This is a genomic window from Aeromonas sp. DNRA1, from assembly GCF_963888745.1.
GTDB classification, from domain to species: Bacteria; Pseudomonadota; Gammaproteobacteria; order Enterobacterales; family Aeromonadaceae; genus Aeromonas; species Aeromonas hydrophila.
In genome coordinates, this window is sequence record NZ_CAWPKQ010000003.1 from 434,668 (window position 1) to 460,848 (window position 26,181).

Sequence of the window (26,181 nt, forward strand, 5' to 3'; positions counted from 1 at the left end):
CTTTCTTTATGCTTGTTGCTGTGAGCGTCAGCCGAGCTGAGCGAGTGCCTGCTGGCAGCGCTGCTCGGCGGCGTCCAGCTCCAGCAGCACCATCTTGATGTCTTCGAGCTGCTGCTGCAGGGTCTCCCGTTTGTCGGCCACCAGCCCCAGCATGGTCTGCAGCTGGGTACGGCTGCTCTTGTCCGCATCGTAGAGATCGAACAGATCGCGGATATCCGCCAGGCTGAAGCCCAGTCGCTTGCCGCGCAGGGTCAGCTTGAGCCGCACTCTGTCCTGCCGACTGTAGATCCGGGTCTGTCCCTGCCGGGCAGGATTCAAAAGTCCCTGATCTTCATAAAAACGAATACTTCGGGTCGTAACATCAAATTCACGGGCCAGTTCGCTGATGCTGTAGGTCCGCGTGTCATCCTTGGTTCGGTTCATGGCGCTATCTTGGCTGTCAATCCTGGCTGGCACCTTACCCAAACGTCAACTGCCCCGCAAGTCTTGTTCCCTCAGCGGTGGCAGCATATGTTATTCCAATGTAACAAGGAGAGTGCAATTGATGGATATCGTGATTGTTGCGGCCAAACGTACCCCCATGGGGGCCTTCCAGGGGGCCCTGGCCAACCTGACGGCTCCCGAGCTTGGCGCCTGTGCCATTACCGCGGCCATGGCAGAAGCTGGGCTCAAGGGGGAGCAGATCGATGAAGCCTATCTGGGCAACGTGCTGAGCGCCGGGGTTGGCCAAGCACCCGCCCGCCAGGCGGTACTGAAGGCAGGCTTGCCGGACAGTATCCCCTGCACCACGGTCAACAAGGTGTGCGGTTCCGGCATGAAGGCGGTGATGCTGGCGGCCGATGGGTTGCGGCTCGGCGATACGAACGTGGTGATCGCCGGTGGGATGGAGAGCATGAGCCGCGCCCCCTATCTGCTCGACAAGGCGCGCAGCGGTTTTCGGATGGGGCACCAGAGCGTGCTCGATCACATGTTCCTCGACGGACTGCAGGATGCCTACGAAGGTCAGCTGATGGGGCATTATGCCCAGCTGAGCGCCGATCGCGCCGGGTTGACCCGTGCCGATATGGATGCCTTTGCCATCGCATCGCTGGAGCGGGCGCTGGCAGCCCAGCGCAGCGGGGCCTTTGCGGCGGAGCTGGCGCCGGTGAGGGCCGGAGATACCCTGCTGCTGGCCGAGGATGAGCAGCCTGCCAAGGCCAAGCCCGAAAAGATCCCCCAGCTCAAGCCGGCCTTCAGCAAGACGGGCACCATCACGGCAGCCAATGCCAGCTCCATTTCGGATGGGGCGGCGGCGCTGATCCTGATGCGTTCCGACACTGCCGCGCAGCTGGGGCTGCCGGTGCTGGCGCGACTGGTGGGTTATCAGAGCCACGCGGCCCTGCCCGCCGAGTTTACCAGCGCGCCGATCGGGGCCATCAAGGACCTGCTGGCCAAGGTGGGTTGGCGGGTGGAGGAAGTGGATCTGTTCGAGGTCAACGAGGCGTTTGCCATGGTCAGCCTGCTGGCGATGGCCGGTTGCCAGCTGCCCCATGACAAGGTCAATGTGAACGGTGGCGCCTGCGCGCTCGGTCATCCGCTGGGGGCGAGCGGTGCCAGGATCCTGGTGACCCTGATCCATGCCCTGCGCGAGCGTGGCCTCAAACGCGGGGTGGCCAGTCTGTGCATCGGAGGCGGGGAGGCGACGGCGGTCGCCATCGAGCTGGATTAATCTGTCTCCGCCATCGCCTGGAGTTGCTGGTTGACCCAGGAGGTGGCGGTCAGATAGAGCTGGCTGACCTTCTCTTCATTGAGCCCGAGCCGGGCCGTTCTGGCAGTGATCCGCTGCCAGTTCGCATTCTCGTAATCTTCGCAAAACGACAGATAGAACCCCAGGTTGCCTTTGCGTTCCAGCAGGGCGACCCGGATCTCCTCGATCAATGGAATGGTGCCGAGCAGCTTGTCCATCGGCTGTTCCATCAACACATCAAGCAGGGAGAAGAGGCCGGTGATGAAGGCTTGCTGGGCTTCCTGAGTTGGTGCATGAGTGTGGGCCAGCAGCTCGCAGAAACGGGCCCGGATCATCGACATCTGATAGAGCTCGGCACTCTTGCCGTGGCCGGCGCTGGTGGCTGCCACCAGGGTCACGAAGCGTTTGAGCTGGGTGTGGCCGAGATAGACGGCGGCTTGGCGAAAGGAGGAGATGGGGTTGGCGTGGCTCTTGAGGTGGTTGACGTAACGCAGCAGCTTTAGGGACAGGGAGATGTCCTGACTCAGTAGCTGTTCGATGCGGTTGAGGTCGGGTTCGGGCTGGTTGACCACGTTGAGCAGCTGCATCACCACCACCTGGGCCGGCTCCATGGTCGCCTGCTTGACCATCTCGGGCCGGCTGAAGAAGAAGCCCTGGAACAGGTCGATGCCAAGGCGCTTGACCCGTTCAAACTCCGCCTTGTCTTCCACCTTCTCCGCCAGATAGGTGAGCTTGAGCTGCTGATGCTGCTGGATGAACACCTTGATCTGCAGCAGCGACGTGGCGCGCAGATCGAACTTGATGATGTGGATGTAGGGGAGGAAGCGCTCCCAGTCCGGCGACATGGTGAAGTCATCGAGAGCGAGCTGATAGCCCAGCCCGTGCAACTGCTTCACCTTGGCCAGCAGCGCATCGTCGGGATCGGCATCTTCCAGGATCTCGATCACCACTTTCTCCGGCGGCAGGCACTCGGCCAGCCCTTCCAGCAGCAGGGAGTGAGGGAAGTTGATGAAGCAGGGGCGACCGCCGAGCAGTTGATCGATGTTCTGTTGCAGGAACTGTTCGACCACCAGTCTGGCGGTGGCTTGCTGGGAGGAGATGGGAGGAAACACGTTATCCAGACTGTCGCGAAACAGCAGCTCATAGGCGTGGGTCTTCAATTCCCGATCCAGGATGGGCTGCCTTGCTACGTATGAATACATGCATCTCTCCAGCGTGTGTACTGGATTGATTTTATTGTGAAGCCGCCCACTATGCCAGCGCTTGGAGGCCAGAAACGGTCAATAACTGGCATAGTGCTTGAATGGGCGGGCAAGGGTGCCCGCCCGCGTCAGAACAGGTAATTGAGCTGCAGACCGGCCAGCCAGGCGTCCCCTTCCGAAGTGCCCTGGAAGGTGGAGGTGGTTTGCGGTATGCCGGGTTTGAGCTGCATAGTCTCGCTCACGTCCACCTTCTTGCCGTCGATCAGCGTCACCCCCAGATCCAGCGAAAGGTTGCGATCGATCTGATAACCCACCCCGGCGCTGTACCAGACCCGATCCGAGTCGGGGATGGAGATGGTGCGGCGATCCGCCGGGACCGGGCTGCGGTCATAGGCAAGGCCGGAGCGCAGCTGCCATTGCGGCGCCAGCTGGTAGGTCAGGCCCAGCGCGTAGCGCCAGCTGTCTTCCCAGTGCTCGTCCTTGATGTGCATGACTCCGTGGTGATCGAGCTCGGATTCCAGCTGCACGAACTTGCTCCAGTTGGTCCAGTTGATGCTCGAATGCAGCGCCAGCGCCGGCGTCAGCTGATGGAACAGGGCCAGCTCGGCGGTGGCGGGCAGCGGCAGATCCAGGCTGCCGGTATCGGTGAAGGGCTGCCCGTTCTGATCGATGCCGATGGCGTCGCCGGAGAGCTTCAGGGTGACGTCGTGGCGGTAGGAGAGGCCGATGCGGGTTGCCTCCGACAGCTCCAGCAGGGTGCCCAGGTTCCAGCCCATGGCCCAGCCATCCCCTTTCAGGTGCTTGGCGATCTGGTTGTTGGACGGGAAGGTGCCACCTACTTCCCCTTCGCCCTGAATGGCGGAGAGGCCGGCGCCGACGGACCAGACGCGGTTGATGCGGTAGGCCAGTGACGCCCCCAGATCCACGGTCTTGATGTCGGAGACATTGCCGAAGTGACCGGCATTGTAGTTGTCCGGCATCTTGACGCCGAGCCCGTAATAGGAGGTGGCAGCCAGCCCCAGGCGCCACTGGTCGTTGAGCGGCACTATGAGGTAGGCGTTGGGCACCCAGGCATCATCGGCGATGTCGTGGGCCGCCGCATCCAGACTGACCGGCCCCTTGGGGGTCGGCACCCGGGTGGTGCCCTCGATGTTGACGTCGGGGTGCACATAGATGAAGCCACCGGAGAAGGCCATGGTATCGAAACGGGTCATGGCGGCGGCGTTGCGGGAGAGCACGCTGGCATTGTCGGCGATGGCGGCTTCGCCAGCGAAGGCGCGGCCCATGCCGGTGGCGGATTGCTCGGCCAGCTGAAAACCTGCCGCCTGGGCCTGGCTCGACAGCACCAGCAGGGCGATGAGAGACGGCTTCATGATGGAGTGCATTGCATTATCCTTGAAAATGAACCTGGAGTTCGAACGTTCTTATGGTTGGAGGCAGGATTTTATATGGTATGACCAGTAAGGCAACGGGCGCGGGGGCGAGCGGATGAAAACGGGATTAAATGCTGGGGGATGTGCTGCTAATAGCTTGATAAAAAAAGAAAAGCGTACAGTTGTTTACTACAGATGTACGCTGAAACAGGAATTCGGAATAAAAAAGAGCGCCCGCAGGCGCTCTGGTCAATTTGCTGATTATCAGAATTTCATGTTGAACTGAGCGGAAGCGAGGAAGGCGTTGCCGTGGGAGGTGCCTTTCCAGCGCAGGGCTTCGTTGCTTTCGACCAGCTTCTCGTTGACGTCCACTTTCTTGCCATCCAGATAGGCCATGCCGAAGTCGACGCTCATGTCCTTGTCGATGTGGTAGGTGGCGCCAGCGCTATACCATACGCGGTCGGAATCCGGGATGCTCAGGCTGCGGTATTCCGGCTCGATCGGGGTGTTGTCGTAGGCAAAGCCGATACGGGCTTCCCAGGACGGGTTGACATACCAGGTGCCGCCCAGAGAGTAACGGGTAGAGTCCTTGAACTTCTCCGGCTTGTAGAGGCAGACGCCGGCACCGTCGGTGCTGTTGCACTGACCGCTGGTGGCCCTGAGCTCCTGGAAGGCGCTCCAGTCGGTCCAGTTGACGGAGTAGTGCACGGCAAACTGCTGGTTCAGACGGTGGTAACCGGCGAACTCGGCCTGGGCCGGCAGATCCAGCGGCAGTTCGCCACTGACAGTCTTGAAGCCGGAAGAGGTGCCCTGGTAGTCACCCTTGAACTTCAGGTCTACCTGGGAGCGATAGGTCAGCGCGAAGCGGTTGTTCTCGTTCACTTCATACATGGTGCCCACGTTCCAGCCGTAACCCCAGTCGTCACCTTTCAGGTGGCTGACGATGGTGTCCTTGCCGATACCCGGTACGCTGCTCAGCGGCGGCACGGCGGCCAGCACGCCGGCGCGGCGGTTCAGTTCAGCCTTGGCATAGACCAGGTTCAGACCGGCGCCGAAGCTGAAGTGCTGGTTGACGCGGTAGGCGATGTTCGGGTTGATGTTGAAGGTGAGCAGTTCGGTGTTGCCGGCAATGGAGCCACCGTTGAAGTTCTCGGTGTACTCGGTCGACAGACCGTAGTTGGAGAACAGGCCGATACCCCAGGCCCACTGGTCGTTCAGCGGCTGGATGAAGTAGGTGGCGGGCACGAAAGCGCTCGGCGCGATGCCGCTTTCGCTGGCACCGGCCATCTTGGCAGGGCCTGCATAGATGTCACCATTTACATCCACGTCCGGCTTGATATAGGTACCGGAGACAGAGAACGCCATCTTGTCAAACTGGGTCATGGCTGCCGGGTTGCGGGACAACACGGAGGCGTTGTCCGCCACGGCGGCTTCCCCTGCATACGCACGACCCAGGCCGGAGGCTGAGTGTTCGTTCAATTGGAACGCGGCGGCGAAGGTTTGGGTACTGGCCAGGGTGACGGCGGCAGCGATCAGGCTCTTTTTGAAAAAGGCAGTTGTCATAGTGTTCTCTCTTGTAGGCAGATTTTCCGTCGGCATCAGGGCTATTTTGCCTCTGTATGTGACAAGATCTGTTGTTATTTCAGCTTCTTCCCATTCAATTCTGGCGTGATTCTATGGATCTGGTAGGAGGTAAGAAATCAGACCAGTGACAGCAGAATACATAAAAGTTTCCGGAGTGTTAATCATTTGTTTTAATTCGCCGCTTAAATAGTCTCTTTTACCATTTATTGGACAAAAAACACTCACGTGCGGCGATCTGCATCACAAAAATATTTTTGGGTATTTGCGGGGAATGAGCGGCGAATAGGGGAGAATCGTGATGGGAAAGGGGATAAACGGGCAGCCAACCTGATTGGTCTGCCCGTTGGCTTGACCCGCTACTAGGCGAGTCAAGATTGGGTTAATGCCTGTTAAATCGACCAGTGCAGCCGGGATTCCAGCTGCTCTGCCACCGGCGCCAGCGGCTCCTCCATCTCACCGATCAGCACCATGTTGGCCCCCTTGAGTTGCAGGATCTCGCCCTTGAGCTGGCCATCTTCAAAGGTGGGCTGCAGGGTGAGTGGCACGTGCTTGGGTACCAGGAACAGAGTGACCGGGCCCATCTTGCCCTGCAATACCATGTGCAGCGCCGGCCCCTGATAGAAGGAGCAGTGGTTGACATAGGTGATCTTCAGCCCCTGCATGCCCATCAAGGTCGCGCCATATTTCTCCATCTTGGCGTTGATGGTGCGCAGGCTCACCTGCTCGTCCACATCCTTGATGAAGGGCTCCTCGCCATAGACGTGGGCCATGGCGACCTGGGCCAGCGAGAGCTCGTCGGGAGCGGCCAGCGGCCAGCTCAGCCAGCGAGTGCTCATGCCGAGCAGGAAGGCGACCGAGGCAGCCATCGCCAGCGCACGCCAGTTGCTGCGCGGGCGCACCGGCAGGGGAACCACCTGCGGCTGATCGGCTTCCAGCGCCTGTCTGAGCAGGATGCGCTCGGCCAGCCCGGCCGGCACCTCGACCTCCATGGCTCGCTGCAGGCTGCGATCGAGCTGCTTCATCTCGTCTAGATGCTTGCGATTGGCGGGGGAGCGCTGGGCCTGCTCGAGAAACGCGGGATCCTGCTCATGTGGATGGGCTATGGCCCGACGGCGAAATTCCAGCTCATCCATTGGTGTGTCCTCTCTGTTGGGTCGTTGACTCCATGGCCTCTTTTATCTGGTTGCGGGCCCGAAACAGGCGAGTCATGACGGTGTTCTTGTTGAGCCCCAGCTGCGCTGCTATCTCGTCGCCGCTAAAGCCCCCCAGCACCTGCAGCAGCAGGGGTTCCTGATATTCGGCCGGCAGGCGGGCGATGTGGCGTCTGAGCCACTCGTTCTCCATCTCCTGCTCGCTGTGCAGTGCCTCCTGATCGCTCTGGGGATGCTCGTCGAGATCGACGAGGTCAAACTGCTTGCGCTCGAACCGGCGTGCATTTTCCCGCCGCAGTATGGTGATGAGCCAGGCCTTGGCGGCCTTGTCGTCGAGCAGGGAGTCTATGCTCTTCCAGGCGCGCAGAAAGGTCTCCTGCACCAGATCTTCCGCCACTTGCGGATCCCGGCACAGCCAGTAGGCGTAGCGGTAGATGTCCCCGTGCAGGGCATGTACCAAGGCTTCGTATTTGGTTTGTTTGTCTGCCATGCCTCCATAGACCGGGGAGGTCGTGGGATCCTTTCCGACCGTGGCACCTTTTTTTCTGAAAAAACCTAAAGCCATCGCTGGGCTTCCTTATTTGAATGAAGGCCGGGATCAACCGATCCTGGCCAGTTGCCTGAGGCCATAGGCTATCGCAAAAGTTTCGTGGCCGCATAGGGCGCTGGCAAAGTCCGCCCAGGTTTGCGGGTGGCTCCCAGCAGGGGATACGGTAGCGAAGCAGGCGCGCTCCAGGGCGGCAAAGTGAGGCTCAAGGGCGGGATCGCGACGACAGGGCAGGATATCGAGGCGGGGATGGGGCAGTGGCCAGCGCAGGCGGGCCCATGCCAGCAAGCGGGCCCGGATCTGCTCGGCATCGGCCCGACACAGCGCCTGTTGCAGGCGATAAAAGGCGTGCCAGCGCGGTCCGTGGCGCCAGCAGGCCCGCAGCAGCAGGGCCCAGATGACCCATAGCAGGCTCTCGTCGTTCGGCCCATCCTGTGCCGGCTGCGACTGCGTACTTGCGGCGATGTGCAGGGGCGTGGCGGGCAGCCGAGCATATTCAATGCGCCCGCGCTGGGTGTTGAACCAGGCCAGCTCGATGGCGGGCAGCAGGTAGTCGCCGGGTTCGTCAACGGTCAAGGCCTGGCGCCACTCGCGCTCGAAGCGCAACGTCCCCTTGGCGAGATAGCGCTCCTGCTGCTGCTCCCCATCCGGCCTGGCTCTGATGCCGGCGGGCAGGCCGGATGAGCCGAGCAGGCGTGCCAGATTGAGGCGGCTGCCATCGCCCCCCTCCAGCGTGAGAGTCAGGGTGCGGATCACCGGCTCACCCGCTCTGGCCGCCATGGGCGGATCCAGACGCTGGCTCAGGGTGAGCTGGCTTGCCACCGGTTGCAGCGGAGGCTCGTCGATCTGCACGAACAGGGTGGCCGCCCGGGCCGAGAGCGGATCACTGCCACCGTCATCTTGCGGCAGGCGCCCCTGAAAGCGGGGGGATTCCAGCGGATGGCGCCCCGCTTCTTTGGCCTGCAGCAGCCAGCTGCGGGTCAGGCGGCCGGGCAGGCCGGGGCTTGCCGGTGGCTGCCACTGATCGTTCCCGAGGCGGCGAATGGTAAAGGCATCGCTGGCCGGCTCGGTGAGGTTGGGGGCCTCCATGTTGGCCGGCAGCCAGAGGCTGAGCTGATAGACAAAGGGCTGGCCGGGGTAGAGTGGCCCCTGTTGCAGCACCCGGGCCTGCAGCTCGATGGGGGAGATGGCAGGCGCTGGCGCGAGATTGCCGGCTTCACTGCGCGGCGGAAAGGGGATGGAGGGAGTCTGCTGCGCCCCCAGTGGCAGGGCCGGCACCTGCTGCGGGCTGGTATCCAGCAGGTGCAGGGGGATCTGCCAGCGGGTCAGACTCTGCTGCGGGGCGCTGACCCGGCTCATGGTCACCTTGCCCACCGCAAACTGACGCAATAGGGGGGTGATGGCAAGCTCACTGCTCTGGCGCGCTCCGTCCGCTTCGATGATCAGCAACCAGTCGCGGCGATCGGCCCCCGGCAGCAGCTCGGCCCGGGGCGGGGCGGCAAAAACCTGCGCCGTCATCAGCCAGAGCAGCAACAGGCACAGGGCACGGCAAGGGGCGAAGAGGCGGCTCACCAGGGATCCTCTCCTTTCAGGTTGCCGGGGGCGAGGCCGCGATCGCTCTCCTGCTGGCGCATGCGTTGATCTTCCTTGCGCAGCCGCTGCTCCAGCAGCAGGACGGGAGGTGACGGAGGCAAGGGCGCATCCGGGGTAGCGGCCTGCTCGGGAGCATCGATGGGCTTGGGATCCTGCGCCTGTGGGGTTGCCTCGGGCGGCTGGGCGCGCAGCAAGGTCAGGTTGTAGCGCGCATCCTGATGGCTGGGTTCCAGCGCCAGCGCCGCCAGGTAGGCCTGCTCGGCGGCCGCCAGCTGACCGAGCTGCACCAGGGCATTGCCCCGGTTGTAGTGGGCAGTGGCCGTGTTGGCTCGGCCATAGGCGGCGACCGCCTTGGCGTAGTCGCCAGCCCGATACCAGGCATTGCCCTGCCAGACGGGATCCGCAAAGGCGCGGGCGGCCTCCTTATAGTGCTTTTGCAAGAAGGCCTGCCAGGCCTGATTGTCATGGGTAGCAGGCGGCAGGGCCGTTGATGCCTGGCTGGCCTGCAGGGAGGGAGGGGTCAGCAAGAGCGTCCCCACCAGCACCAGCCAGAGGGTGCCGATACGGGCCAGCAGCGCCAGTGGCAGCAGGGGCAGCAGCAGCCAGGGGCCGAGATCGATGGCCTGGTGTGCGCCTGTGGTCTGGCTCATGGGCAGGGGGGCAAAGCGTGGCGCCCCCTGTTGCAGCCACTGCAGTTGACCGCCGAGATCGCCGGCCAGCTGTTGCAGGGTGGCCACGTCGGGGGCCGGCAGGGTGCGGCCGAAGCCACCGCCCATGGTGGCGGGCAGGCGACTAGCCTGGCCGCTGTTGACCAGCAAAATGTCGAGACGTGCTTGTATCTGGGCGTGGCAAAAGAGGCTGCCCTGGCAGGGCCACACCGCCTTGATCCGCTCGGCCTGACGGGCGGTCAAGTCATCGGTGATCAGCAGCAGGCGGGCCTGCTGGCTGGCGGGGATCTGCTTGAGTGCCAGCGCCACCGCGCGCTCGGGCGCGCTGCCTTGCCTTGGCATGATGGCCGGACGCAGGTCGGGCAGCAGCAGGGCGATGGCCTGGTGATCCCGGGTCGGCGGCATGGCGAGGTAAGCATCCCCGGCAAACAGGATGAGGGCGATGGGATGGGCCGCTTCCTGCTGCGCTCGGTCAGCCAGCAGATCCTGCAGCAACACCCGCACCCGGGTGGCCCGGTCCGGCAGCAGATCGGTGGCCAGCATGGAGCGGGAGAGATCCAGCAGCCAGATGTCGAGGGCCGGGCTCGGAACGCTCTGGCTCTGCTGGCGCAGGGCCGGGCCGCTCAACGCTAGGATCAGCGGCAGGCAGGCCAGCCAGAGCCAGGGAAAGTGGCGCCGCTGCCTCGGCAGCAGATAAGCCTGCATGGCGGGGGCCAGCAGCGGGGCCTGGCGACGACGGCGCCATCCCTGCCACAGCCACGGCAGCAGGGCCAGCAACCAGAGCGGGCGCAGCAGAGTGAGCTCCATCATGGGGCGCCTCGGGACGGGCTGTCAGGCACAGTGGCTTTGCGGCTCAGCCGCCGTGGCCAGCGTAATCGGGCGGGCCAGCTTAGCAGCAGCCAGGCCAGCGCCAGTGGCCAGGGGTAGAGCTCCTGGTTGGGGCGATAGTGGGTCTGCGCGGTGGCGACGGGCTCCAGAGTATCCAGCGCCTGATTGATGGCCTCGAGATCCCCTTGGGTGCGCGCCCGGAAGTAACGGCCATGGCCCACCTCTGCCAGCTGCTGCAAGAGGGCCTCGTCCAGCTCGGCGCTGGGGTCGCTCTGGGCCGGGGCCTGCGCGGGGGTCATCGCCTCGGCAAAGGTATCCGGATCGGCGCCCACCCCCAGGGTATAGAGGCGAATGCCTGCGGCGGCGGCCTGCTTGGCCTCGCGCAGGGGGTCAGCGCTGCCGGCGGTGTTGCGTCCGTCGGTGACCAGCAACAGGGCGGTGGAGCGATCGGGGGCCTTGTGCTGGCGCGCAAGCAGGATGGCCTCGCCGAGCGCGGTGGTGCGTCCCACCAGCTCGAAATCGAGCTCGCGGGTGAGACCGAGCAGGGCATTGGTCTCCTGGGTCAGGGGGGAGAGCAGGTAGGCGTGATCGGCGAACACGATGAGGGCGATACGATCGCCGGGGCGGGCGGCAATGAGCCTGTCTATCTGCTGGCGCACCGCGCTGAGCCGGTCTTTTTGCTCCCCTTCATCCAGCATGTCCTGGGTGCGCATGCTGTCGGAAAGATCCACCGCCAGGATGAGATCCCGGCTGCTCTGATAGCTCACCTGAGGCGGCTCCTGCCACTGGGGACGGCAGAGTGCCAGCACCAGGGCGCACCAGCACAGCGCCATCCGCCACAGGGGCTGGCCGGCATGGGGGCGCAGCAGAGGAAATCCGGCATGGTTTAGTACGCCGGGGTCGTTTGCGCCGCTGGCGTGGGGCGGCAGACCGAAGCGCACCAGCAGCGGCAGCACCAGTGCCAGGGCAAACCAGGGCCAGGTGAGGATCATGGCTCTCTCCCGGCGTGCGCATCGCTGGTGCGGGTTCGCCCCCGCCGCCAGCGAGTGCGCAGGTCCAGCAACCAGGCTGGTGGGCAGATGCAGCAGCGTCCCCAGGCGAGGTAGGCTCGGCGCAGCGCTAGGCGCTGCTGCGCATCCGGGCTTTGACCGCCGTAGAGCCAGGCAGACCAGTGCGGGGCCAGTTCGCGAAAGCGGCTGTTCCCCAGAGCATCGAGCCCCAGAGAATCAAGAAAGACGAGCCAAGGTTCTCCTTGCAGTACGGCCGCCTCGGGCCAGCGGGGCAGCACGGCCTCGCGCAACACATCTTGCAGCTGGGGCACCAGATCGGGGGCCTGCCAGTCGAGTTGCCGCCGCCAGCGGTGATAACGCAGCAGACTCTGCACGCCGAGGATGATCATGGCGCCGACCAGCAGCGCGATCAGCAGCCACCACCAGCCCAGCAGGCGGGGATCAGAGGCCAGCTGCAGTGGCGGGCCGGGGTGAATGTCGCGCAGCTGGGCCGCCAGCGGCGAGGTGGGGACGCTGCTGCCCGGCACGGCGCTGGCGAGCCAGCTCAGAATTGGCGACATGCCCCCTCCTGCCACTGGCGTTGCAGCGGCTGGCCGTTGTCGAGCCGGTAGAGACGCTGCACCAGCGGCAGCAGTTGCTGGTGGCTCTGGCGGGCCAGCTGTTCGGCAGCTGTTTGATAGCGCCAGGCAAACCCGGGTTCGCCGGCCTCGAGCCAGCCGCTCTGCTGGCCGGCGCGCACCGCCAGGCGGCCCTGGGCGGGCAGGGCTGCCTCCAGCGGATCCCGAATTTGCCAGCAATGCAGGTCGTGGCGCCGGCCGAGCAGCTGCAACTGGCGGCAGAGCGCCTCGTCGAGAGGGCTGTGATCGGTGATGAGGGTCAGTCTGGCACCGTGGGGCAGAGTGAGCCGGGCCAGGGTATGGGCCAGGGCGTGGGGGGGGGGCGTGCGCGCCAGCCCCAGCCGGTAGTGGTAGCAGAGGGCCTCCAGCAAGGGCACCAGAGGGCCGCGCTGGTGTTGCAGATGCGGCTCCACACCGTGGCAGATCAGGGTGTTGGCCTGCTTTTCCCCTTGCCAGAGCAGGGCGGCGGCCAGCTCGCAGCCCAGGCGCGCCTTGAGCTGGTGGCAAGAGCCGAAGTACATGGCCGGAGAGAGATCGAGCAGCAGCCAGTGGGCTTGATCCTGTTCTTCGCTGTAGAGCCGGGTATAGGGGCGACCAAGGCGGGCGGTCACCCGCCAGTCGATGTGGCGCACCTCGTCGCCAGCCTGATAGGCGCGCAGCTCGCGAAAGGTGAGTCCCGGCGTACGGCCAAGCCGGCCCTGCGCCACCGGTTGAATGCGCGAACGCGGCCCCTGCCGGGCCCACAGCCTGATCGCCAGCAGTCTGGCAAGCGGCAGGGCGATATCGGGATGGGCGAGGGGATCGGCGGCGTGCGTCATGGCAACAGGGCCCGCGCAGAGGAAACGAGCGGGCTCAGGGGCATGGGATCGCGTCCAGTAGCAGGGTGATGAGCGCCTCGTTGTCGAGGTTGTCCGCCAGCGCCTGATAACTGGGAATGAGGCGATGGCGCAGCACGGCCGGCGCCAGCTGCTGAATGTCTTCGGGCAGCACGAAATCCCGTCCGGCCAGCCAGGCTCTGGCGCGAGCCGCTCTGGCCAGACCTATGCTGGCCCTGGGGCTGGCGCCCACCGCGACCAGGGGTTCGAGTTCCGGACACAGGCCGCTGCCCGGCCGGGTGGCGCAGACCAGCTGCACCAGATAGTGCTCGAGGCGCCCCTGCATCTGCACCGCCTGCACCGCGCTGCGGGCCGCCAGCAGATCGGCCTGGCTCAGAGTGATCGGCGGCGTCGGCAGGGTGTCGCCGCGGGCGTTGAGCTGGAGGATGGCCAGCTCCATGGCGGGGCTTGGGTAGTCCACCAGCAGCTTGAGCAAGAAGCGATCGAGCTGGGCCTCCGGCAGGGGATAGGTCCCCTCCTGTTCTATCGGGTTTTGCGTGGCGGCCACCATAAAGAGGGGCGGCAGGCGCCAGCTCTTCTTGCCCACGGTGATCTGATGCTCGGCCATCGCCTCCAAGAGGGCGGATTGCACCTTGGCCGGCGCCCGGTTGATCTCGTCCGCCAGCACCAGGTGGTTGAAGAGGGGACCGGGCTGAAACACGAAGCTGGCATCCTGGGGATGAAACACCTCGCTGCCGGTGAGATCGGCAGGCAGCAGGTCGGGGGTGAACTGGATGCGGGCGAAGCGCCCCTCCACCGCGCCGGCCAGCGCCTTGACGGCCCGGGTCTTGGCAAGACCGGGGGCCCCCTCGATCAACACATGTCCTTCACATAACAGGGCGATCAGCAGCCCCTCGATGAGGGGGCCCTGTCCCAGAATTTGACTACCCAGATAGTCCCCAAGCTGTCTGAACTCGGCCGCTGCCATGCAATAAACCCGTTGTTTTCATAGAAGTTGATCTTTTTATACTCCAGTTGGCGCACAAGGGCGAGGGAGGGGGCCAAGATGGCGGCAATTTAGTTTCAATCAGCCGTATGAAATTTGTGAGTGGATTGTTAAGATGTGGCCCAATGAGGTCAGACCTCTCCCTTTAGTCTTCTCGTTTAACCAAGGAGCCAGGATGAAAGAGCCATTGAAACTGACGACTCGCCAGGGCGAACGGATTGCCGTCGTGGCGGGTTTGCGCACTCCCTTTGCCAAGCAGGCCACCGCCTTTCACGGCGTGCCTGCGGTGGATCTGGGCAAGCTGGTGGTGAGCGAGATGCTCGCTCGCACCGATCTCGATCCCAAGCTCATCGACCAACTGGTGTTCGGCCAGGTGGTACAGATGCCGGAAGCCCCCAACATTGCCCGCGAGATCGTGCTCGGCACCGGCATGAGTGTCAGCACCGATGCCTATAGTGTGTCGCGCGCCTGCGCCACCAGTTTCCAGGCCGTCGCCAACGTCACCGAATCCATCATGGCCGGCACGGTGGATATCGCCATCGCCGGCGGCGCCGACTCCTCCTCCGTGCTGCCCATCGGGGTGAGCAAGAAGCTGGCCCGCGCCCTGGTGGATCTCAACAAGGCGCGCAATCTGCAGCAGCGCTTCAATATCCTGCGTGCATTGAGGGTCAAGGATCTGCTGCCGGTGCCGCCCGCCGTGGCCGAGTACTCCACCGGCCTCTCCATGGGGCAGACCGCCGAGCAGATGGCCAAGAGCCACCAGATCAGCCGCGAGGCGCAAGATGCGCTGGCGCACCGCTCCCATACCCTGGCTGCGCAGGCCTGGGCCGATGGCAAGTTGAGTGGCGAGGTGTTTACCGCCCACGTGCCTCCCTACAAGGTGCCGCTGGAGCGAGACAACAACATCCGCGAAAGCTCTGATCTGGCGAGCTATGCCAAGCTCAAACCGGTGTTTGACCGGGTGCACGGCTCCGTTACTGCCGCCAACGCCACTCCGCTCACCGACGGCGCTGCCGCCGTGCTGCTGATGCGCGAAGGGCGGGCCAAAGAGCTTGGCCTCGAGCCGCTCGGTTATATCCGCAGTTTCGCATTTTCTGCCATCGACGTGTGGCAGGACATGCTGATGGGCCCCTCCTACGCCACCCCACTGGCGCTGGACCGTGCCGGCATCACGCTGGCCGATCTGACTCTGATCGACATGCACGAGGCCTTTGCCGCCCAGACCCTGGCCAACCTCAAGATGTTTGCCAGCAAAGAGTTTGCCCAGAGCAAGCTGGGTCGCGATCAGGCCATCGGCGAGGTGGACATGGACAAATTCAACGTCCTCGGTGGCTCGCTGGCCTTTGGTCACCCCTTTGCCGCGACCGGTGCGCGCATGATCACCCAGACCTTGCACGAGCTGCGGCGCCGGGGTGGGGGATTGGGGCTTAACACCGCCTGTGCGGCGGGTGGTCTCGGCGTGGCCATGGTGTTGGAGGTAGAGTGATGAGCGAGAAGACTTTTTCCCTGGCAGTGCGCCAGGATGGCATCGGCATTCTCACCATGGATGTGCCGGGCGAGAGCATGAATACCCTCAAGGCCGCCTTCGTGGAGGAGATCCGCGCGGTGCTGGCCGAGGTGAAAGCCAATAAAGAGCTGATCGGCCTGGTGGTGGTCTCTGGCAAGAAGGACTCCTTCATCGCCGGCGCCGACATCAGCATGCTGGCGGCCTGTACCAGCGCCAAGGATGCCGAGACGCTGTCGCGGGAAGGGCAGGTGATCTTCGCCGAGATCGAGTCACTGCCCATTCCGGTGATCGCCGCCATTCACGGCCCCTGCCTCGGCGGTGGGCTGGAGCTGGCACTGGCCTGCCATGGCCGGGTGGTCACCGATCACGGCAAGACGGTGCTCGGCCTGCCCGAGGTGCAACTGGGCTTGCTGCCGGGCTCCGGCGGGACCCAGCGTCTGCCGCGCCTCATCGGGGTGGCCAAGGCGCTCGACCTGATGCTGACCGGCAAGCAGGTACGGGCCAAGCAGGCCAAGAAACTGGGGCTGGTGGACGACGTGGTGCCGCCCTCCATCCTGCTGGACGCTGCCATCAAGTTGGCCAAGAAGGGCAAGCCCCGTCACGAGCTAAAGCGGGATCTGCAGGGCAAGCTGCTGGAGACCAACAAGCTTGGCCGCAAGGTGCTGTTCGATCAGGCCCGCAAAGGGGTGAAGGCTAAGACCCGCGGCAACTACCCGGCCCCGGATCTGATCCTGGAAGTGGTGCGCATCGGGGTGGAAGAGGGGATGCAGGCAGGCCTTGCTGCCGAATCCCGTCACTTTGGCGAGCTGGTGATGACCAGCGAATCCGCTGCCCTGCGCTCCATCTTCTTTGCCACCACCGAGATGAAGAAGGAGGTCACCTATCAGGGGGCCGAACCGCGCAAGGTGGGTCATGCCGCCGTGCTGGGCGGCGGTCTGATGGGGGGCGGTATCGCCTTCGTCACCGCCACCAAGGCAGGTGTACCGGTGCGGATCAAGGACGTGGCCAGCAACGGCATCGGCAATGCCATGCGCTACAGCTACGACATCCTGGCCAAGAAGCTCAAGCGCCGCCAACTGCTGCGCAGCGAGCTTGAGAAGCAGATGAGCCTGCTGACCGGCACCCTCGACTACTCCGGTTTCCACCGGGTCGACATGGTGGTGGAAGCAGTGTTCGAAGATCTTTCCCTCAAGCACCAGATGGTGAAGGACGTGGAGCGCGAGTGCGGCGAGCACACCGTGTTTGCCTCCAACACCTCCTCTCTGCCGATCCATCAGATCGCCTCGGCGGCGGCCCACCCGGAACGGGTGGTGGGGCTGCACTACTTCAGCCCGGTGGACAAGATGCCGCTGGCGGAGATCATCCCCCACGCCGGCACCAGTGCCGAGACGGTCGCCACCACCCTGGCCTTTGCCCGCGCTCAGGGCAAGACCCCCATCGTGGTCAAGGACGAGGCGGGCTTCTACGTCAACCGCATCCTGGCCCCCTACATGAACGAGGCGGCACGCCTGGTGCTGGAAGGGGAACCGGTGGAGGTGCTGGACGGCGCCCTGCTCGATTTTGGCTTCCCGGTGGGCCCCATCACCTTGCTGGACGAGGTGGGCATCGACGTGGGTGCCAAGATCTCCCCGATCCTCGAAAAAGAGCTGGGGGGGGAGCAGTTCCAGGCCCCGGCGGCCTTTGACAAGCTGCTGCAAAACGATCGCAAGGGGCGCAAGAACGGCAAGGGCTTCTACTTCTACGGCAAGGCTGCCCCGCGCAGCAAGCTCACCGGCAAAGAGGGCAAGAAGACGGTGGACGAGAGCGTCTACGGCGTGCTCGGCATCTCGCCCCAGGCCAAGCTGGCCAAGGCGGAGCTGGCCGAGCGCTGCGTGCTGATGATGCTCAACGAAGCGGCTATGGCGCTGGACAGCGGCGTGGTGGCCTCGGCTCGCGACGGCGACATCGGCGCTATCTTTGGCATCGGTTTCCCGCCGTTCCTGGGTGGCCCGTTCCGCTACATGGACAGCCTCGGCATCGAGCACCTGGTGGGGCGCCTTGAGCACTACCAGAAGCGCTACGGCGACCGGTTCGCCCCCTGCGATCGCCTCAAGGCGATGGCGGCGGAGCAGCAGCGCTTCTACTGAGCGTGCGCCGCTCGCGGCAACAGGCCAACTGACAAGGAGGCGACCCCGGGGTCGCCTCCTTCTTTTTGGCGCCTGGATGGAAATGCGGGGGCAGCAGGCTGACAACTGGTTGAATCCCGTCCATATTTTTCCTCGGCAAGGGATAAATTGTTGATCCAACTCAAACTAGCCCCCTATTTATTACTTTGGTGGCATAGGACTCAGGCGCTGGTTGGGGTCAAATAGCATCATCAGGAACGGGGGGATAACCCCGTCACGAAAGGGACACCCATTTCACTGGATGAAGGACACATAATGAGTCTGCTTGAACAAACCATCTGGACTGTATTGGGATACGGGGCCATGCCCTTTATCTTCCTGAGCGGGTTTGTGGCGGTGGCAGTGACCTGCTGCCTGCTGCTCAATGCCTTCGGGGTCAAGTCCGCCGAGAAGTGATCCGCTTCTTTCGTTCATACCGCCAAATGCCAGTCTTCGGACTGGCATTTGTTTTTTGAGCTTTGGCAGGCAGTTATCTGCGCTCCAGGGGCCAAATGTGTGCTGCTTGAGGTCGAACCGGCCGCCGATTTTGATTACACTGGCGCGCAGTTTTTCGTTTCGGCCCGCTTCCCAAGGTATTCAAGGTTTTCTATGGCTCTCAAGGCAACCGTATTCAAGGCTCAGCTCAGCCTGTCCGACATGGATCGCAATCTGTATCAGGACTTCTCTCTCACCCTGGCCCGTCATCCCTCCGAGACCGACGAGCGGATGATGATCCGGCTGGCGGCCTTCGCCTGGCACGCTGCCGAGCGGCTGGAGTTCACCAAGGGCCTCTCTGCCGATGACGAGCCGGAACTCTGGCGCAAGAACTATTCCGACGAGATTGAACTCTGGATAGAGCTCGGCCAGCCCGACGAGCGCCGCCTCAAGAAGGCGTGCAACCGCTCCCGCCATGTGGTGCTCTACCTCTACGGCGGCCGTGGTACCAGCGTCTGGTGGAAGCAGAACCAGGGCAAACTCGGCCTGCACGACAACCTCACCGTGATTGAGCTCTCCGACAGCCAGACCCTGCCGCTGACCGAAATGGTGGAGCGCACCATGCAGCTCACCTGCACCATCTCCGACGGCCAGCTCTGGGTGAGCAACGGCCGCCAGGAAGTGACCCTGGATCCCGTGCTGCTGATGGGAACTCCCGCCCGCGAACTGTAAAGGACTCGCCCATGTTCAGCGCGCTGCTCAATATCGTCATTCCGGTGTTTGCGGTGGTGGGGCTTGGCGCCCTCTACGGCAGGTTGCGTCCGGGCGGCGCGCTGGGTTACGTCAACCGGGCCAATATCGAGCTGTTCACCCCGGCGCTGGTGTTCTCGGCGCTGGTCAAATACCCGCTGGATCTGATGGCCCACCTCTCGCTCATCGCGGCGGGGGGCCTGGTGATCCTGCTGCCGGGTCTGCTGCTCTCCCTGCTCAGGCTTAGCAGCATCAGCCGACCGGCCCTGATCCTGCCCGCCATGTTTCGCAACACCGGCAACCTCGGCATTCCGCTGATGGTGCTGGCCTTCGGCGAGCAGCAGCTGGGTGCCATCATCATCCTCTTCGTGCTCTCCAACCTGCTCCACTTCTCGGTGGGCATGTTCATCCTCTCGGCCAACACCTCCCGCTGGCTCTGGCTGAAAAGCCCTGTGCTGTGGGCCGCCCTCGCCGGCCTGCTGGTGGCCAATCTGCACATCCCGCTGCCCGAATACCTGGTGACCAGCGCCTCTTTGCTCGGCCAGATCTCGGTGCCGCTGATGCTGTTTGCCCTCGGCATCCGGCTGATGGAAGGGGAGCTGGATCACCTGGGGCTCGCCCTCAAGTGCAACCTGCTCTATCTGCTGGCCGGTGGCATTTCCCTGGGGCTGGCGGTCTGGCTGCTGCCGCTGCAACCGGCCTGGATCCCGCTCCTGATGCTGTCGGTGGCGCTGCCGCCTGCGGTGCTCAACTACATGCTGTGCGAGCAGTACCAGTGCCAGCCCGAGAAGGTGGCCAGTATCGTGCTCGGCGGCAATGCGCTCTCGGTCCTGGTGATCCCGCTGGCAGTCTGGCTGGCCCTGTATCTGGGCAGTTGATCCTGTTCAGCAATAAAAAGGATGCCTGAGGGCATCCTTTTTATTGCTGCCACGAAAGTCCGATTACGCTTCGCTAATCGAAGCTATAGCCCTTCTGTTGTTAAATCAGAGTCAGTAACTTCGAGCAAATCAAGGTTATCCAGCTTTGGAGTCGAAGGATTAGATCTAAGAATGCATTAAACCACTGGGTACAACGGATGACCGCCCGTTTAAACGGCGGGGTAGGGGTGGCCGAGGTGGGCTGGCTGGATGCGCCTCTGGCCGTCAAAGTGCTGGCGGCGCTGAAAAAATGGTCTGCAAGATAATATATTTACCTTAAAGAAAGCCCCGCGATGCGGGGCTGCATTTTACCAAGCCTATATCACGATGTGAGGGAGCATCTTAAGTTGTGTATCCAGCTCCTGATGAATGGCTCTGTAGTCAGCCATTATCTCGGTCTCAACCAGCTTTGTTCTCTCTTTTTCTTGGCCATAAATCAAATACATCATTTCTGGCATACCATAGCGCAGCAGCGTTAAAACGAGTGGCCAGCTAATAGATAAGGGGTTGCTGGTCACTGTCACTTTGCCTGCATTGATCACACCTGCCACACCATGTGCAATCAGCAGCTGGCGACGAAGTTGCGGATGCGCTGCATTGGGAAATGCCTCGACCAGTGTTGCTCCCGAATTGAGCTTTCTCACCATAAAGCCAAGCCGAACAATCAATTCACTGATCGCCAATGGCACTGATGCCGCAATGAAATGACGCAGGTCATATCCACTGCGATACATCTGTCTTGCAACTTCTGCGATGGTGTAACCTTGCTTTCCTATCGTTCCGAATTGAAAGAAAGAAAGAAGGGGCATCAGGGGGGCGGGCAGGCCTGCTGGTGTTGCTACATCTGATGCCAGATGACCGCCAACTTTTCTGATGGCCTCCAGGAGCCTTATAATAAAATGCTCACCCTCCAGTAATGGCGCAGCAGTTTGTTGGACAATCACGTTGCCAAACTTATCAATGGCAGTAAATTCACCGCACAACACATCTTTGACCCCAAAAATGAAACCTAGAATGGGGTCATGTCCCAATGATTGGTAACGATGAGTGCGGGGGCCCAATCCAGCAACAGTTTCTTTCAGGTCACTATTAGTCGGGGGATCGAAAGAGACTTTGTACAACCCTTCTAGCTCTTTGACCTTTTCTGGTGGCAGAACTTCGCCAAAAAGCTCCTTGACCTTGTTGGATAACCATCCCCCTTCCGAAGCAGGACTACCCAATAATCCCGGATGTGCGGGCACCTGGACAAGAAAGATATCGATAAGCCCGGAGAGGATGCCCGCAGAAACAGCCAGTGCAACATCGTATCGATCAAGGCTGCCGAGCCAACCCAGATGTTCACCGAGTTCCTGATGTTTTGCCAATACAGTATCAATTTCCGCTGGCGTCAGTACATCATTAAAATCGACCTCACCAGGTATTGCTTGTTTAGCCTCTGCAAGGATTTCTTCCCATGATTTTGTCCTGACAGGGGTAATTACGTGCAAAGAGGTTGACGTGCCGGAGTCCTTTACCGGTAATGCCTTACCCAAGCGTCGGAGCAAGGCTTCACTGGAGTTGATCGCAGCATCGAGGCTATGACGCTGCTGATCATGCTCGGAGCCCAACTGATCAAGCATTTGCTTGTGATGAACAGCAACCCTCAATCCATCTGCGAGATAATCACCCTTGTCATTGCTCATCAGGCAGCCACCTTCAAGTCACCCTCAAGGTCAATGATGATTGATTGCAGGAGTGTGTTGAGTTTGGTCAGATAGTCTGCCCTTGCTTTGTTGTCGTCTGAGGATTTACGCAGTTCTGAAATGATGGCGTTCTGCTTTTTCATCGCTTCTTGCAGCAACATCTCTTTCTTTTCTTTCAACTTGCGTTTGTTACGTTGTGATACGAAAGCGTAAGCGCCAACACCCAGCAGCACTGCAGGTGCCGCCAGAACAGCTACGCCTGCCGCCATACCGCCACCCACGAGGCCGCCAGCTGCAGCCAGACCAGAGGTAATGCCAGCAGCAGAGAGACCAGTCATGCCGCCGAAATAAAGACCTGCAAACCCAATACCCGCACCAGCACCGACACCGCCAGCGGCAGCCAGCACTTCCTTGATATCATCACTATCAGAATCAATTCGTTCCTTATCGTTTAAGGCTTTGTCCACTTCCCCGAGTACCTTTACGACCGGTGCCAAAGATTCCAGATTTTTATAGATAGCTTCCTTACTCATCACATATCTCCATATGGCTACAAAAAACACGCAGAGAGGTAATGTATACCCAATTCATGCCTGTTCAATAGCAAATTGATGACATTGTTAATTCGGTCACGATAAGGGACTCACACATGGCAGTTGGATCTAGGGGGGCGGCATTGGTACAACTTAATGTGTGAATAAAATGGCCACTGCTCTAATCGGCGTTCCCTTTTTCTGTTTCGCTGGGAAAGTCATGGAATACAGTCAGGCCCTCTTTGCTGATAATCGTATCTCGTTAGGGCCTCAGGTCGATCGCTTCGACCAACTCTTCATACATAAAAACTGGTGTAAAAATAGCCCATCGCTTTGAATGCTAAATAAAAATATTATCCTACAAATAGAAAATGAAGGATTCCCATTGAGATGCTGCGCCAGCTCTCATACCTGGGAGTGGTGTAGGTGCAAGTTCCCTTTTCGTGATCCTCGGCGAAGTCGTTGCCATCGAATTGGCATAGTATCTGGCCAGCATGAATCCCACCCGGGGTGGGAGCCAGGGGATTTACAACATGATGTCCGTCAGTAACCAATGTTTGTTGATGCAGATCCAGCCCACCATTTTGCGCTTTGCCAAGATGCTGGCCAGTGTGCTGCAACTGGAAGTGGAAATCGTGGACGCCAACATGGTGCGGGTGGCGGGAACCGGCCCTTACGGCAAGTTCTTCGGTCGCCAGCTGGAGGGGGACTCCCGCCTGTTGCGCTACGTCATCGAGCATCAGCGCGAGAAGATCGTCACCCACACCAGCGAAGATCCGGTCTGCGAGGGGTGCAGCTGCAAGGAGAGCTGCCGGGAGCGGGCCTTTCTCGGGGTGCCCATCATGGTGGAGGAGAACTGCATCGGGGTGATCAGCCTGGTGGCCTTCAACCCGGAGCAGCAGGCCCGCCTCAACAACAACCTGCAGGAGGTGTGCGACTATGTGCAGCACATCTCCAGCATCTTCGTGGCGAAGCTGCTCGACTCGCGCGGGCTGTCGGATGGGGTCAACAAGGTCTTTCTGAGCCTGATGAACCACATGGATCAGGGCTGCCTGCTGCTCGACGAGAAGAGCCAGGTGCTCTACGCCAACGAGGTCGCGCTCAAGCAGCTCAACTGCCAGCAGGAGGCGCTGCTGGGCTGCGAGATAGGGCTGCGACCGCTCACCTTTGCCCAGCAGGGGTTGACCGGCCACCTGCAACACATCGTCACCCTGGGGGATCGTCAGGAGCTGATCATCGGCCAGCTGCACCACGTACAGGGCCAGCAGCTGTTTCTGATGGCGTTTCACCAGTCCCACGGCACGCCGAACCCTCCGCTGGAGCCCGACGAGGGAGTCAGCATGCTGATCGGGGAGAGCAAGCCGATGCGGGCCCTGAAAAAGCTGCTCCATCGCATCGCCCTGAGCCCCTCCAGCGTGCTGGTATGCGGCGAGAGCGGCACCGGCAAGGAGGTGGTGGCCCGCGCCATCCACCGACTCAGCCCGCGCCGCGACAAGCCCTTCATCGCCATCAACTGCGCCGCCATCCCCGAGCAGCTGCTCGAGAGCGAGCTGTTCGGCTACGTGAAGGGGGCCTTCACCGGGGCCTCCAGCACCGGCAAGCAGGGGCTGATCCAGGCCGCCCAGCAGGGCACCCTGTTTCTCGACGAGATAGGGGATATGCCGCTCACCATGCAGGCCAAGCTGCTGCGGGTGCTGGAGCTGCGGGAGGTGACCCCCATCGGCGCCAGCCGGCCGGTGCCGGTGGACATTCGCATCATAGCCGCGACCCATCAGCATCTGGAGCAGTACATCGCCGAGGGCAAGTTTCGCGAGGATCTCTTCTATCGCCTCAACGTCATTCCCATCCACCTGCCGCCCCTGCGCGAGCGGGAGGGGGACGTGGCGCTGCTGACCCACTACTTCCTCAACCTGCACACCAGCCGCATCGGCCTGCTGTATCCGGGGCTGAGCCCGGAGGTGATGGCACTGCTGGAGGGATACCGCTGGCCCGGCAACGTGCGCGAGCTCAGCAACCTCATCGAGTACCTGGTGAACGTGGTGCAGGCGGGGGAGGTGATCGAGGGCATCCTGCTGCCCCCTAATATTCTGCGCAACCAGCGCAGTGGGGCGGACGAGCCGTCACGCAGCACGGCGCAAATTGCGCGCATGCCGCTCTCGCCCGACCCTTATCCCCATGGCGTGCTGGCCGACCCTGCGCTCAGTTCTGCCGCTGGCAACTCGGCACCGGCTGCGGGAGCTCCCTGGTCATCGCCAGAGGCAAGCCTGCCAGAGCCGGCTGCCGGCCAGGTCGAGCGCGGGTTGGCGCTGCCACTTGGCGAAAACGGGCTGGAGAACATGGAAAAGCAGATGATAGAGGAGACCCTGCTGCGCCTTGGCAACAAGAAGCTGGCCGCCCAGGCACTCGGGATCGGCATCGCCACCCTCTATCGCAAGATAAAGAAGTACGAGATAGCCGTGCAGGCCTGATCCCGCAGCGGGTCGCCTGGCGGCCCCGCCTCACCGCGCCGCGACCGACAATCGCGGCGTTATCATTATGAGAATGTGGCCCCGCTTTCTATCAATTGGCAGGCTCTGGTGATAGCCGGACTGATAATTATCAGGGCCGGCTTGGCCTCATCTCACCCTATTCTCGCGCTATTTCAGTAGCGCTCAGCCATCAGCTGGAAAATAAGCCGACTTAACAGCCTTGGCGGGGTGCCATATAGCTTCAGGCTGTGCGCCGGCTCACATTCAAGACGCCTTTTCTGGTTATTTCCCGCTTATTTATGCGTTGGCACGCTTATTGATTGCCCTTATTTGACGCTGACCGATGAACTCACCCAATGGCCCTTGTTTCGGTGACCTGTGAGTGGAAGGGGAGCAATGCATTTCTCATCAACAGATTGGGGCTAACGATGAAAGCAGTGAACGAGTTAATCAAAGAGATCAAAGCACTCAAATCCAACCTGCATGAAAAAGATTTTCTGCTGACCTGGGAGCAAACACCTCAGGAGCTTGAACTGGTATTGAAACTGGCCGAATCCCTCAAGACACTGCGTGCCGAAAATATTGCTACCAAACTGTTTAACAGCGGGCTCGGTATCTCGGTTTTCCGCGATAACTCCACCCGAACCCGCTTCTCTTATGCCTCTGCGCTGAACCTGCTCGGTCTGGCCCAGCAGGATCTGGATGAGGGCAAATCCCAGATTGCCCACGGTGAAACCGTCCGTGAAACCGCCAACATGATCTCCTTCTGCGCCGATGCCATCGGTATCCGCGATGACATGTATCTGGGTGCTGGTAACGCCTATATGCGTGAAGTGGGCGCCGCACTGGATGAAGGGTTCGAGAAGGGGGTGCTGCCCCAGCGTCCGGCGCTGGTCAACCTGCAGTGCGACATTGATCACCCGACTCAGTCCATGGCTGATCTGGCCTGGTTGCAGGAGCACTTCGGCAGCCTGGAAAACCTCAAGGGCAAGAAGATTGCGATGACCTGGGCTTACTCCCCGAGCTACGGCAAGCCGCTCTCCGTGCCGCAGGGCATCATAGGCCTGATGACCCGCTTTGGTATGGATGTAACCCTGGCCCACCCAGAGGGGTATGACCTGATCCCGGACGTGATCGAAGTGGCCAAGGAGAATGCCAAGGCATCCGGTGGCAGCTTCCGTCAGGTCACCTCCATGGAAGAGGCGTTCAAGGATGCCGATATCGTCTATCCCAAGTCCTGGGCTCCCTACAAGGTGATGGAGCAGCGTACCGAACTGCTGCGTGCCAATGACCACGCCGGCCTCAAAGAGCTGGAGAAACACTGCCTTGAGCAGAACGCCAAGCACAAGGATTGGCACTGCACCGAAGAGATGATGAAGCTCACCAAGGGTGGTGAAGCGCTCTATATGCACTGCCTGCCGGCCGATATTTCCGGTGTCTCCTGCAAGGAAGGGGAAGTAACCGAAGGGGTATTCGAGAAATATCGTATCGCCACTTATAAAGAGGCGAGCTGGAAGCCCTATATTATCGCCGCCATGATCATGGCTCGTAAATTCTCCGCCCCGGGAGAGACCCTCGAAACGCTGCTGAAAGAGGCCCAGAAGCGGGTTAAATAAATAGCGTTG

23 protein-coding genes are annotated in these 26,181 nt (G+C 61.7%); 9 read left to right on the forward strand and 14 right to left on the reverse strand.

Annotated elements, in window-relative coordinates; translation table 11 throughout:
- Window positions 1-27: 27 nt before the first annotated feature.
- Window positions 28-423 (reverse strand): MerR family transcriptional regulator, encoded by a 396-nt coding sequence (locus AACQ43_RS11985; RefSeq protein WP_016350830.1) that lies wholly within the window; start codon window positions 421-423, stop codon window positions 28-30.
- Window positions 424-544: 121 nt separating this feature from the next.
- Between AACQ43_RS11985 and AACQ43_RS11990 the strand changes: the two genes are divergently transcribed.
- On the forward strand, window positions 545-1,708 hold the full coding sequence (locus AACQ43_RS11990; protein ID WP_168967411.1) for a thiolase family protein: 1,164 nt from the start codon (window positions 545-547) through the stop codon (window positions 1,706-1,708).
- Here AACQ43_RS11990 and AACQ43_RS11995 read toward each other — a convergent pair.
- The 11 genes from AACQ43_RS11995 to AACQ43_RS12045 all read right to left on the reverse strand — a co-directional run bounded on the left by AACQ43_RS11995 (window position 1,705) and on the right by AACQ43_RS12045 (window position 14,102).
- On the reverse strand, window positions 1,705-2,928 hold the full coding sequence (locus AACQ43_RS11995) for an EAL and HDOD domain-containing protein (RefSeq protein ID WP_168967412.1): 1,224 nt from the start codon (window positions 2,926-2,928) through the stop codon (window positions 1,705-1,707). The two genes, AACQ43_RS11990 and AACQ43_RS11995, sit on opposite strands and share 4 nt — an antisense overlap.
- A 128-nt stretch (window positions 2,929-3,056) precedes the next feature.
- Window positions 3,057-4,313, reverse strand: coding sequence for an OmpP1/FadL family transporter (locus AACQ43_RS12000; RefSeq protein ID WP_045789690.1), 1,257 nt, complete (start codon window positions 4,311-4,313; stop codon window positions 3,057-3,059).
- Between the two features lie 252 nt (window positions 4,314-4,565).
- On the reverse strand, window positions 4,566-5,864 hold the full coding sequence (locus tag AACQ43_RS12005) for an outer membrane protein transport protein (RefSeq protein ID WP_076360689.1): 1,299 nt from the start codon (window positions 5,862-5,864) through the stop codon (window positions 4,566-4,568).
- A 410-nt stretch (window positions 5,865-6,274) separates the two neighbouring features.
- Window positions 6,275-7,018 (reverse strand): DUF3379 domain-containing protein, encoded by a 744-nt coding sequence (locus AACQ43_RS12010; RefSeq protein WP_011706005.1) that lies wholly within the window; start codon window positions 7,016-7,018, stop codon window positions 6,275-6,277.
- Entirely contained in the window at window positions 7,011-7,601 is a 591-nt protein-coding gene (locus AACQ43_RS12015) for a sigma-70 family RNA polymerase sigma factor (RefSeq protein ID WP_017408325.1), read from the reverse strand. The genes AACQ43_RS12010 and AACQ43_RS12015 overlap by 8 nt, the downstream gene beginning before the upstream one ends.
- A 33-nt stretch (window positions 7,602-7,634) precedes the next feature.
- On the reverse strand, window positions 7,635-9,155 hold the full coding sequence (locus AACQ43_RS12020; RefSeq protein WP_168967413.1) for a BatD family protein: 1,521 nt from the start codon (window positions 9,153-9,155) through the stop codon (window positions 7,635-7,637).
- Window positions 9,152-10,651, reverse strand: a complete 1,500-nt coding sequence (locus tag AACQ43_RS12025; protein WP_168967611.1) for a tetratricopeptide repeat protein — start codon at window positions 10,649-10,651, stop codon at window positions 9,152-9,154. The genes AACQ43_RS12020 and AACQ43_RS12025 overlap by 4 nt, the downstream gene beginning before the upstream one ends.
- The gene (locus AACQ43_RS12030; protein ID WP_168967414.1) at window positions 10,651-11,664 is read right to left on the reverse strand and encodes a VWA domain-containing protein; all 1,014 of its coding nucleotides are present in this window, start codon (window positions 11,662-11,664) and stop codon (window positions 10,651-10,653) included. The genes AACQ43_RS12025 and AACQ43_RS12030 overlap by 1 nt, the downstream gene beginning before the upstream one ends.
- Window positions 11,661-12,242: a DUF4381 domain-containing protein gene (locus AACQ43_RS12035; RefSeq protein ID WP_168967415.1), complete on the reverse strand. Its 582-nt coding sequence runs from the start codon at window positions 12,240-12,242 to the stop codon at window positions 11,661-11,663. The genes AACQ43_RS12030 and AACQ43_RS12035 overlap by 4 nt, the downstream gene beginning before the upstream one ends.
- The gene (locus tag AACQ43_RS12040) at window positions 12,227-13,117 is read right to left on the reverse strand and encodes a DUF58 domain-containing protein (RefSeq protein ID WP_168967416.1); all 891 of its coding nucleotides are present in this window, start codon (window positions 13,115-13,117) and stop codon (window positions 12,227-12,229) included. The genes AACQ43_RS12035 and AACQ43_RS12040 overlap by 16 nt, the downstream gene beginning before the upstream one ends.
- A 34-nt stretch (window positions 13,118-13,151) precedes the next feature.
- A complete protein-coding gene (locus AACQ43_RS12045) occupies window positions 13,152-14,102 on the reverse strand; it encodes an AAA family ATPase (RefSeq protein WP_168967417.1) in 951 nt (316 codons plus the stop codon).
- Between the two features lie 193 nt (window positions 14,103-14,295).
- Here AACQ43_RS12045 and fadI point away from each other — a divergent pair, with 193 nt between their 5' ends.
- The 6 genes from fadI (at window position 14,296) to AACQ43_RS22215 (ending at window position 20,139) form a co-directional block, all read left to right on the forward strand.
- Window positions 14,296-15,606, forward strand: a complete 1,311-nt coding sequence (gene fadI, locus AACQ43_RS12050; RefSeq protein ID WP_168967418.1) for an acetyl-CoA C-acyltransferase FadI — start codon at window positions 14,296-14,298, stop codon at window positions 15,604-15,606.
- Window positions 15,606-17,753, forward strand: a complete 2,148-nt coding sequence (fadJ, locus tag AACQ43_RS12055) for a fatty acid oxidation complex subunit alpha FadJ (RefSeq protein WP_168967419.1) — start codon at window positions 15,606-15,608, stop codon at window positions 17,751-17,753. Before fadI ends, fadJ begins: the two co-directional genes overlap by 1 nt.
- A 294-nt stretch (window positions 17,754-18,047) precedes the next feature.
- Window positions 18,048-18,188 carry a TIGR02808 family protein gene (locus AACQ43_RS12060; protein WP_005301193.1) on the forward strand — a complete coding sequence of 47 codons (141 nt, stop codon included), beginning with the start codon at window positions 18,048-18,050 and terminating at the stop codon, window positions 18,186-18,188.
- Between the two features lie 192 nt (window positions 18,189-18,380).
- Entirely contained in the window at window positions 18,381-18,938 is a 558-nt protein-coding gene (locus AACQ43_RS12065) for a YaeQ family protein (protein WP_016350817.1), read from the forward strand.
- A gap of 11 nt (window positions 18,939-18,949) precedes the next feature.
- Entirely contained in the window at window positions 18,950-19,834 is an 885-nt protein-coding gene (locus AACQ43_RS12070; RefSeq protein ID WP_168967420.1) for an AEC family transporter, read from the forward strand.
- Between the two features lie 137 nt (window positions 19,835-19,971).
- Complete coding sequence (locus tag AACQ43_RS22215; RefSeq protein WP_227656873.1) at window positions 19,972-20,139, forward strand: phage protein GemA/Gp16 family protein; 168 nt, start codon at window positions 19,972-19,974, stop codon at window positions 20,137-20,139.
- A gap of 51 nt (window positions 20,140-20,190) precedes the next feature.
- Here the strand turns inward: AACQ43_RS22215 and AACQ43_RS12080 are convergent, their stop codons facing one another.
- Together AACQ43_RS12080 and AACQ43_RS12085 are read right to left on the reverse strand one after the other, a co-directional pair.
- Window positions 20,191-21,555 (reverse strand): hypothetical protein, encoded by a 1,365-nt coding sequence (locus tag AACQ43_RS12080; RefSeq protein ID WP_168967421.1) that lies wholly within the window; start codon window positions 21,553-21,555, stop codon window positions 20,191-20,193.
- Window positions 21,555-22,088, reverse strand: coding sequence for a hypothetical protein (locus tag AACQ43_RS12085; RefSeq protein WP_102988687.1), 534 nt, complete (start codon window positions 22,086-22,088; stop codon window positions 21,555-21,557). The genes AACQ43_RS12080 and AACQ43_RS12085 overlap by 1 nt, the downstream gene beginning before the upstream one ends.
- Window positions 22,089-22,621: 533 nt before the next feature.
- Between AACQ43_RS12085 and AACQ43_RS12090 the strand changes: the two genes are divergently transcribed.
- Together AACQ43_RS12090 and ygeW are read left to right on the forward strand one after the other, a co-directional pair.
- The gene (locus AACQ43_RS12090) at window positions 22,622-24,556 is read left to right on the forward strand and encodes a sigma 54-interacting transcriptional regulator (protein ID WP_168967422.1); all 1,935 of its coding nucleotides are present in this window, start codon (window positions 22,622-22,624) and stop codon (window positions 24,554-24,556) included.
- A gap of 428 nt (window positions 24,557-24,984) precedes the next feature.
- Window positions 24,985-26,172 carry a knotted carbamoyltransferase YgeW gene (gene ygeW / locus AACQ43_RS12095; RefSeq protein WP_033113254.1) on the forward strand — a complete coding sequence of 396 codons (1,188 nt, stop codon included), beginning with the start codon at window positions 24,985-24,987 and terminating at the stop codon, window positions 26,170-26,172.
- Window positions 26,173-26,181 lie beyond the last annotated feature (9 nt).

Bases quoted from the DNA above. Each gene is read 5' to 3' on its own strand.
- AACQ43_RS11985 (WP_016350830.1), bottom strand. From the start codon at position 423: ATGAACCGAACCAAGGATGACACGCGGACCTACAGCATCAGCGAACTG.
- AACQ43_RS12040 (WP_168967416.1), bottom strand. From the start codon at position 13,117: ATGACGCACGCCGCCGATCCCCTCGCCCATCCCGATATCGCCCTGCCG.
- AACQ43_RS12045 (WP_168967417.1), bottom strand. From the start codon at position 14,102: ATGGCAGCGGCCGAGTTCAGACAGCTTGGGGACTATCTGGGTAGTCAA.
- AACQ43_RS12065 (WP_016350817.1), top strand. From the start codon at position 18,381: ATGGCTCTCAAGGCAACCGTATTCAAGGCTCAGCTCAGCCTGTCCGAC.
- AACQ43_RS12060 (WP_005301193.1), top strand. From the start codon at position 18,048: ATGAGTCTGCTTGAACAAACCATCTGGACTGTATTGGGATACGGGGCC.
- AACQ43_RS12030 (WP_168967414.1), bottom strand. From the start codon at position 11,664: ATGATCCTCACCTGGCCCTGGTTTGCCCTGGCACTGGTGCTGCCGCTG.
- fadI (WP_168967418.1), top strand. From the start codon at position 14,296: ATGAAAGAGCCATTGAAACTGACGACTCGCCAGGGCGAACGGATTGCC.
- AACQ43_RS12025 (WP_168967611.1), bottom strand. From the start codon at position 10,651: ATGGAGCTCACTCTGCTGCGCCCGCTCTGGTTGCTGGCCCTGCTGCCG.
- AACQ43_RS11990 (WP_168967411.1), top strand. From the start codon at position 545: ATGGATATCGTGATTGTTGCGGCCAAACGTACCCCCATGGGGGCCTTC.
- AACQ43_RS12000 (WP_045789690.1), bottom strand. From the start codon at position 4,313: ATGCACTCCATCATGAAGCCGTCTCTCATCGCCCTGCTGGTGCTGTCG.
- AACQ43_RS12090 (WP_168967422.1), top strand. From the start codon at position 22,622: ATGATGTCCGTCAGTAACCAATGTTTGTTGATGCAGATCCAGCCCACC.
- AACQ43_RS12080 (WP_168967421.1), bottom strand. From the start codon at position 21,555: ATGAGCAATGACAAGGGTGATTATCTCGCAGATGGATTGAGGGTTGCT.
- ygeW (WP_033113254.1), top strand. From the start codon at position 24,985: ATGAAAGCAGTGAACGAGTTAATCAAAGAGATCAAAGCACTCAAATCC.
- AACQ43_RS12005 (WP_076360689.1), bottom strand. From the start codon at position 5,864: ATGACAACTGCCTTTTTCAAAAAGAGCCTGATCGCTGCCGCCGTCACC.
- fadJ (WP_168967419.1), top strand. From the start codon at position 15,606: ATGAGCGAGAAGACTTTTTCCCTGGCAGTGCGCCAGGATGGCATCGGC.
- AACQ43_RS12070 (WP_168967420.1), top strand. From the start codon at position 18,950: ATGTTCAGCGCGCTGCTCAATATCGTCATTCCGGTGTTTGCGGTGGTG.
- AACQ43_RS12015 (WP_017408325.1), bottom strand. From the start codon at position 7,601: ATGGCTTTAGGTTTTTTCAGAAAAAAAGGTGCCACGGTCGGAAAGGAT.
- AACQ43_RS12085 (WP_102988687.1), bottom strand. From the start codon at position 22,088: ATGAGTAAGGAAGCTATCTATAAAAATCTGGAATCTTTGGCACCGGTC.
- AACQ43_RS11995 (WP_168967412.1), bottom strand. From the start codon at position 2,928: ATGTATTCATACGTAGCAAGGCAGCCCATCCTGGATCGGGAATTGAAG.
- AACQ43_RS12010 (WP_011706005.1), bottom strand. From the start codon at position 7,018: ATGGATGAGCTGGAATTTCGCCGTCGGGCCATAGCCCATCCACATGAG.
- AACQ43_RS12035 (WP_168967415.1), bottom strand. From the start codon at position 12,242: ATGTCGCCAATTCTGAGCTGGCTCGCCAGCGCCGTGCCGGGCAGCAGC.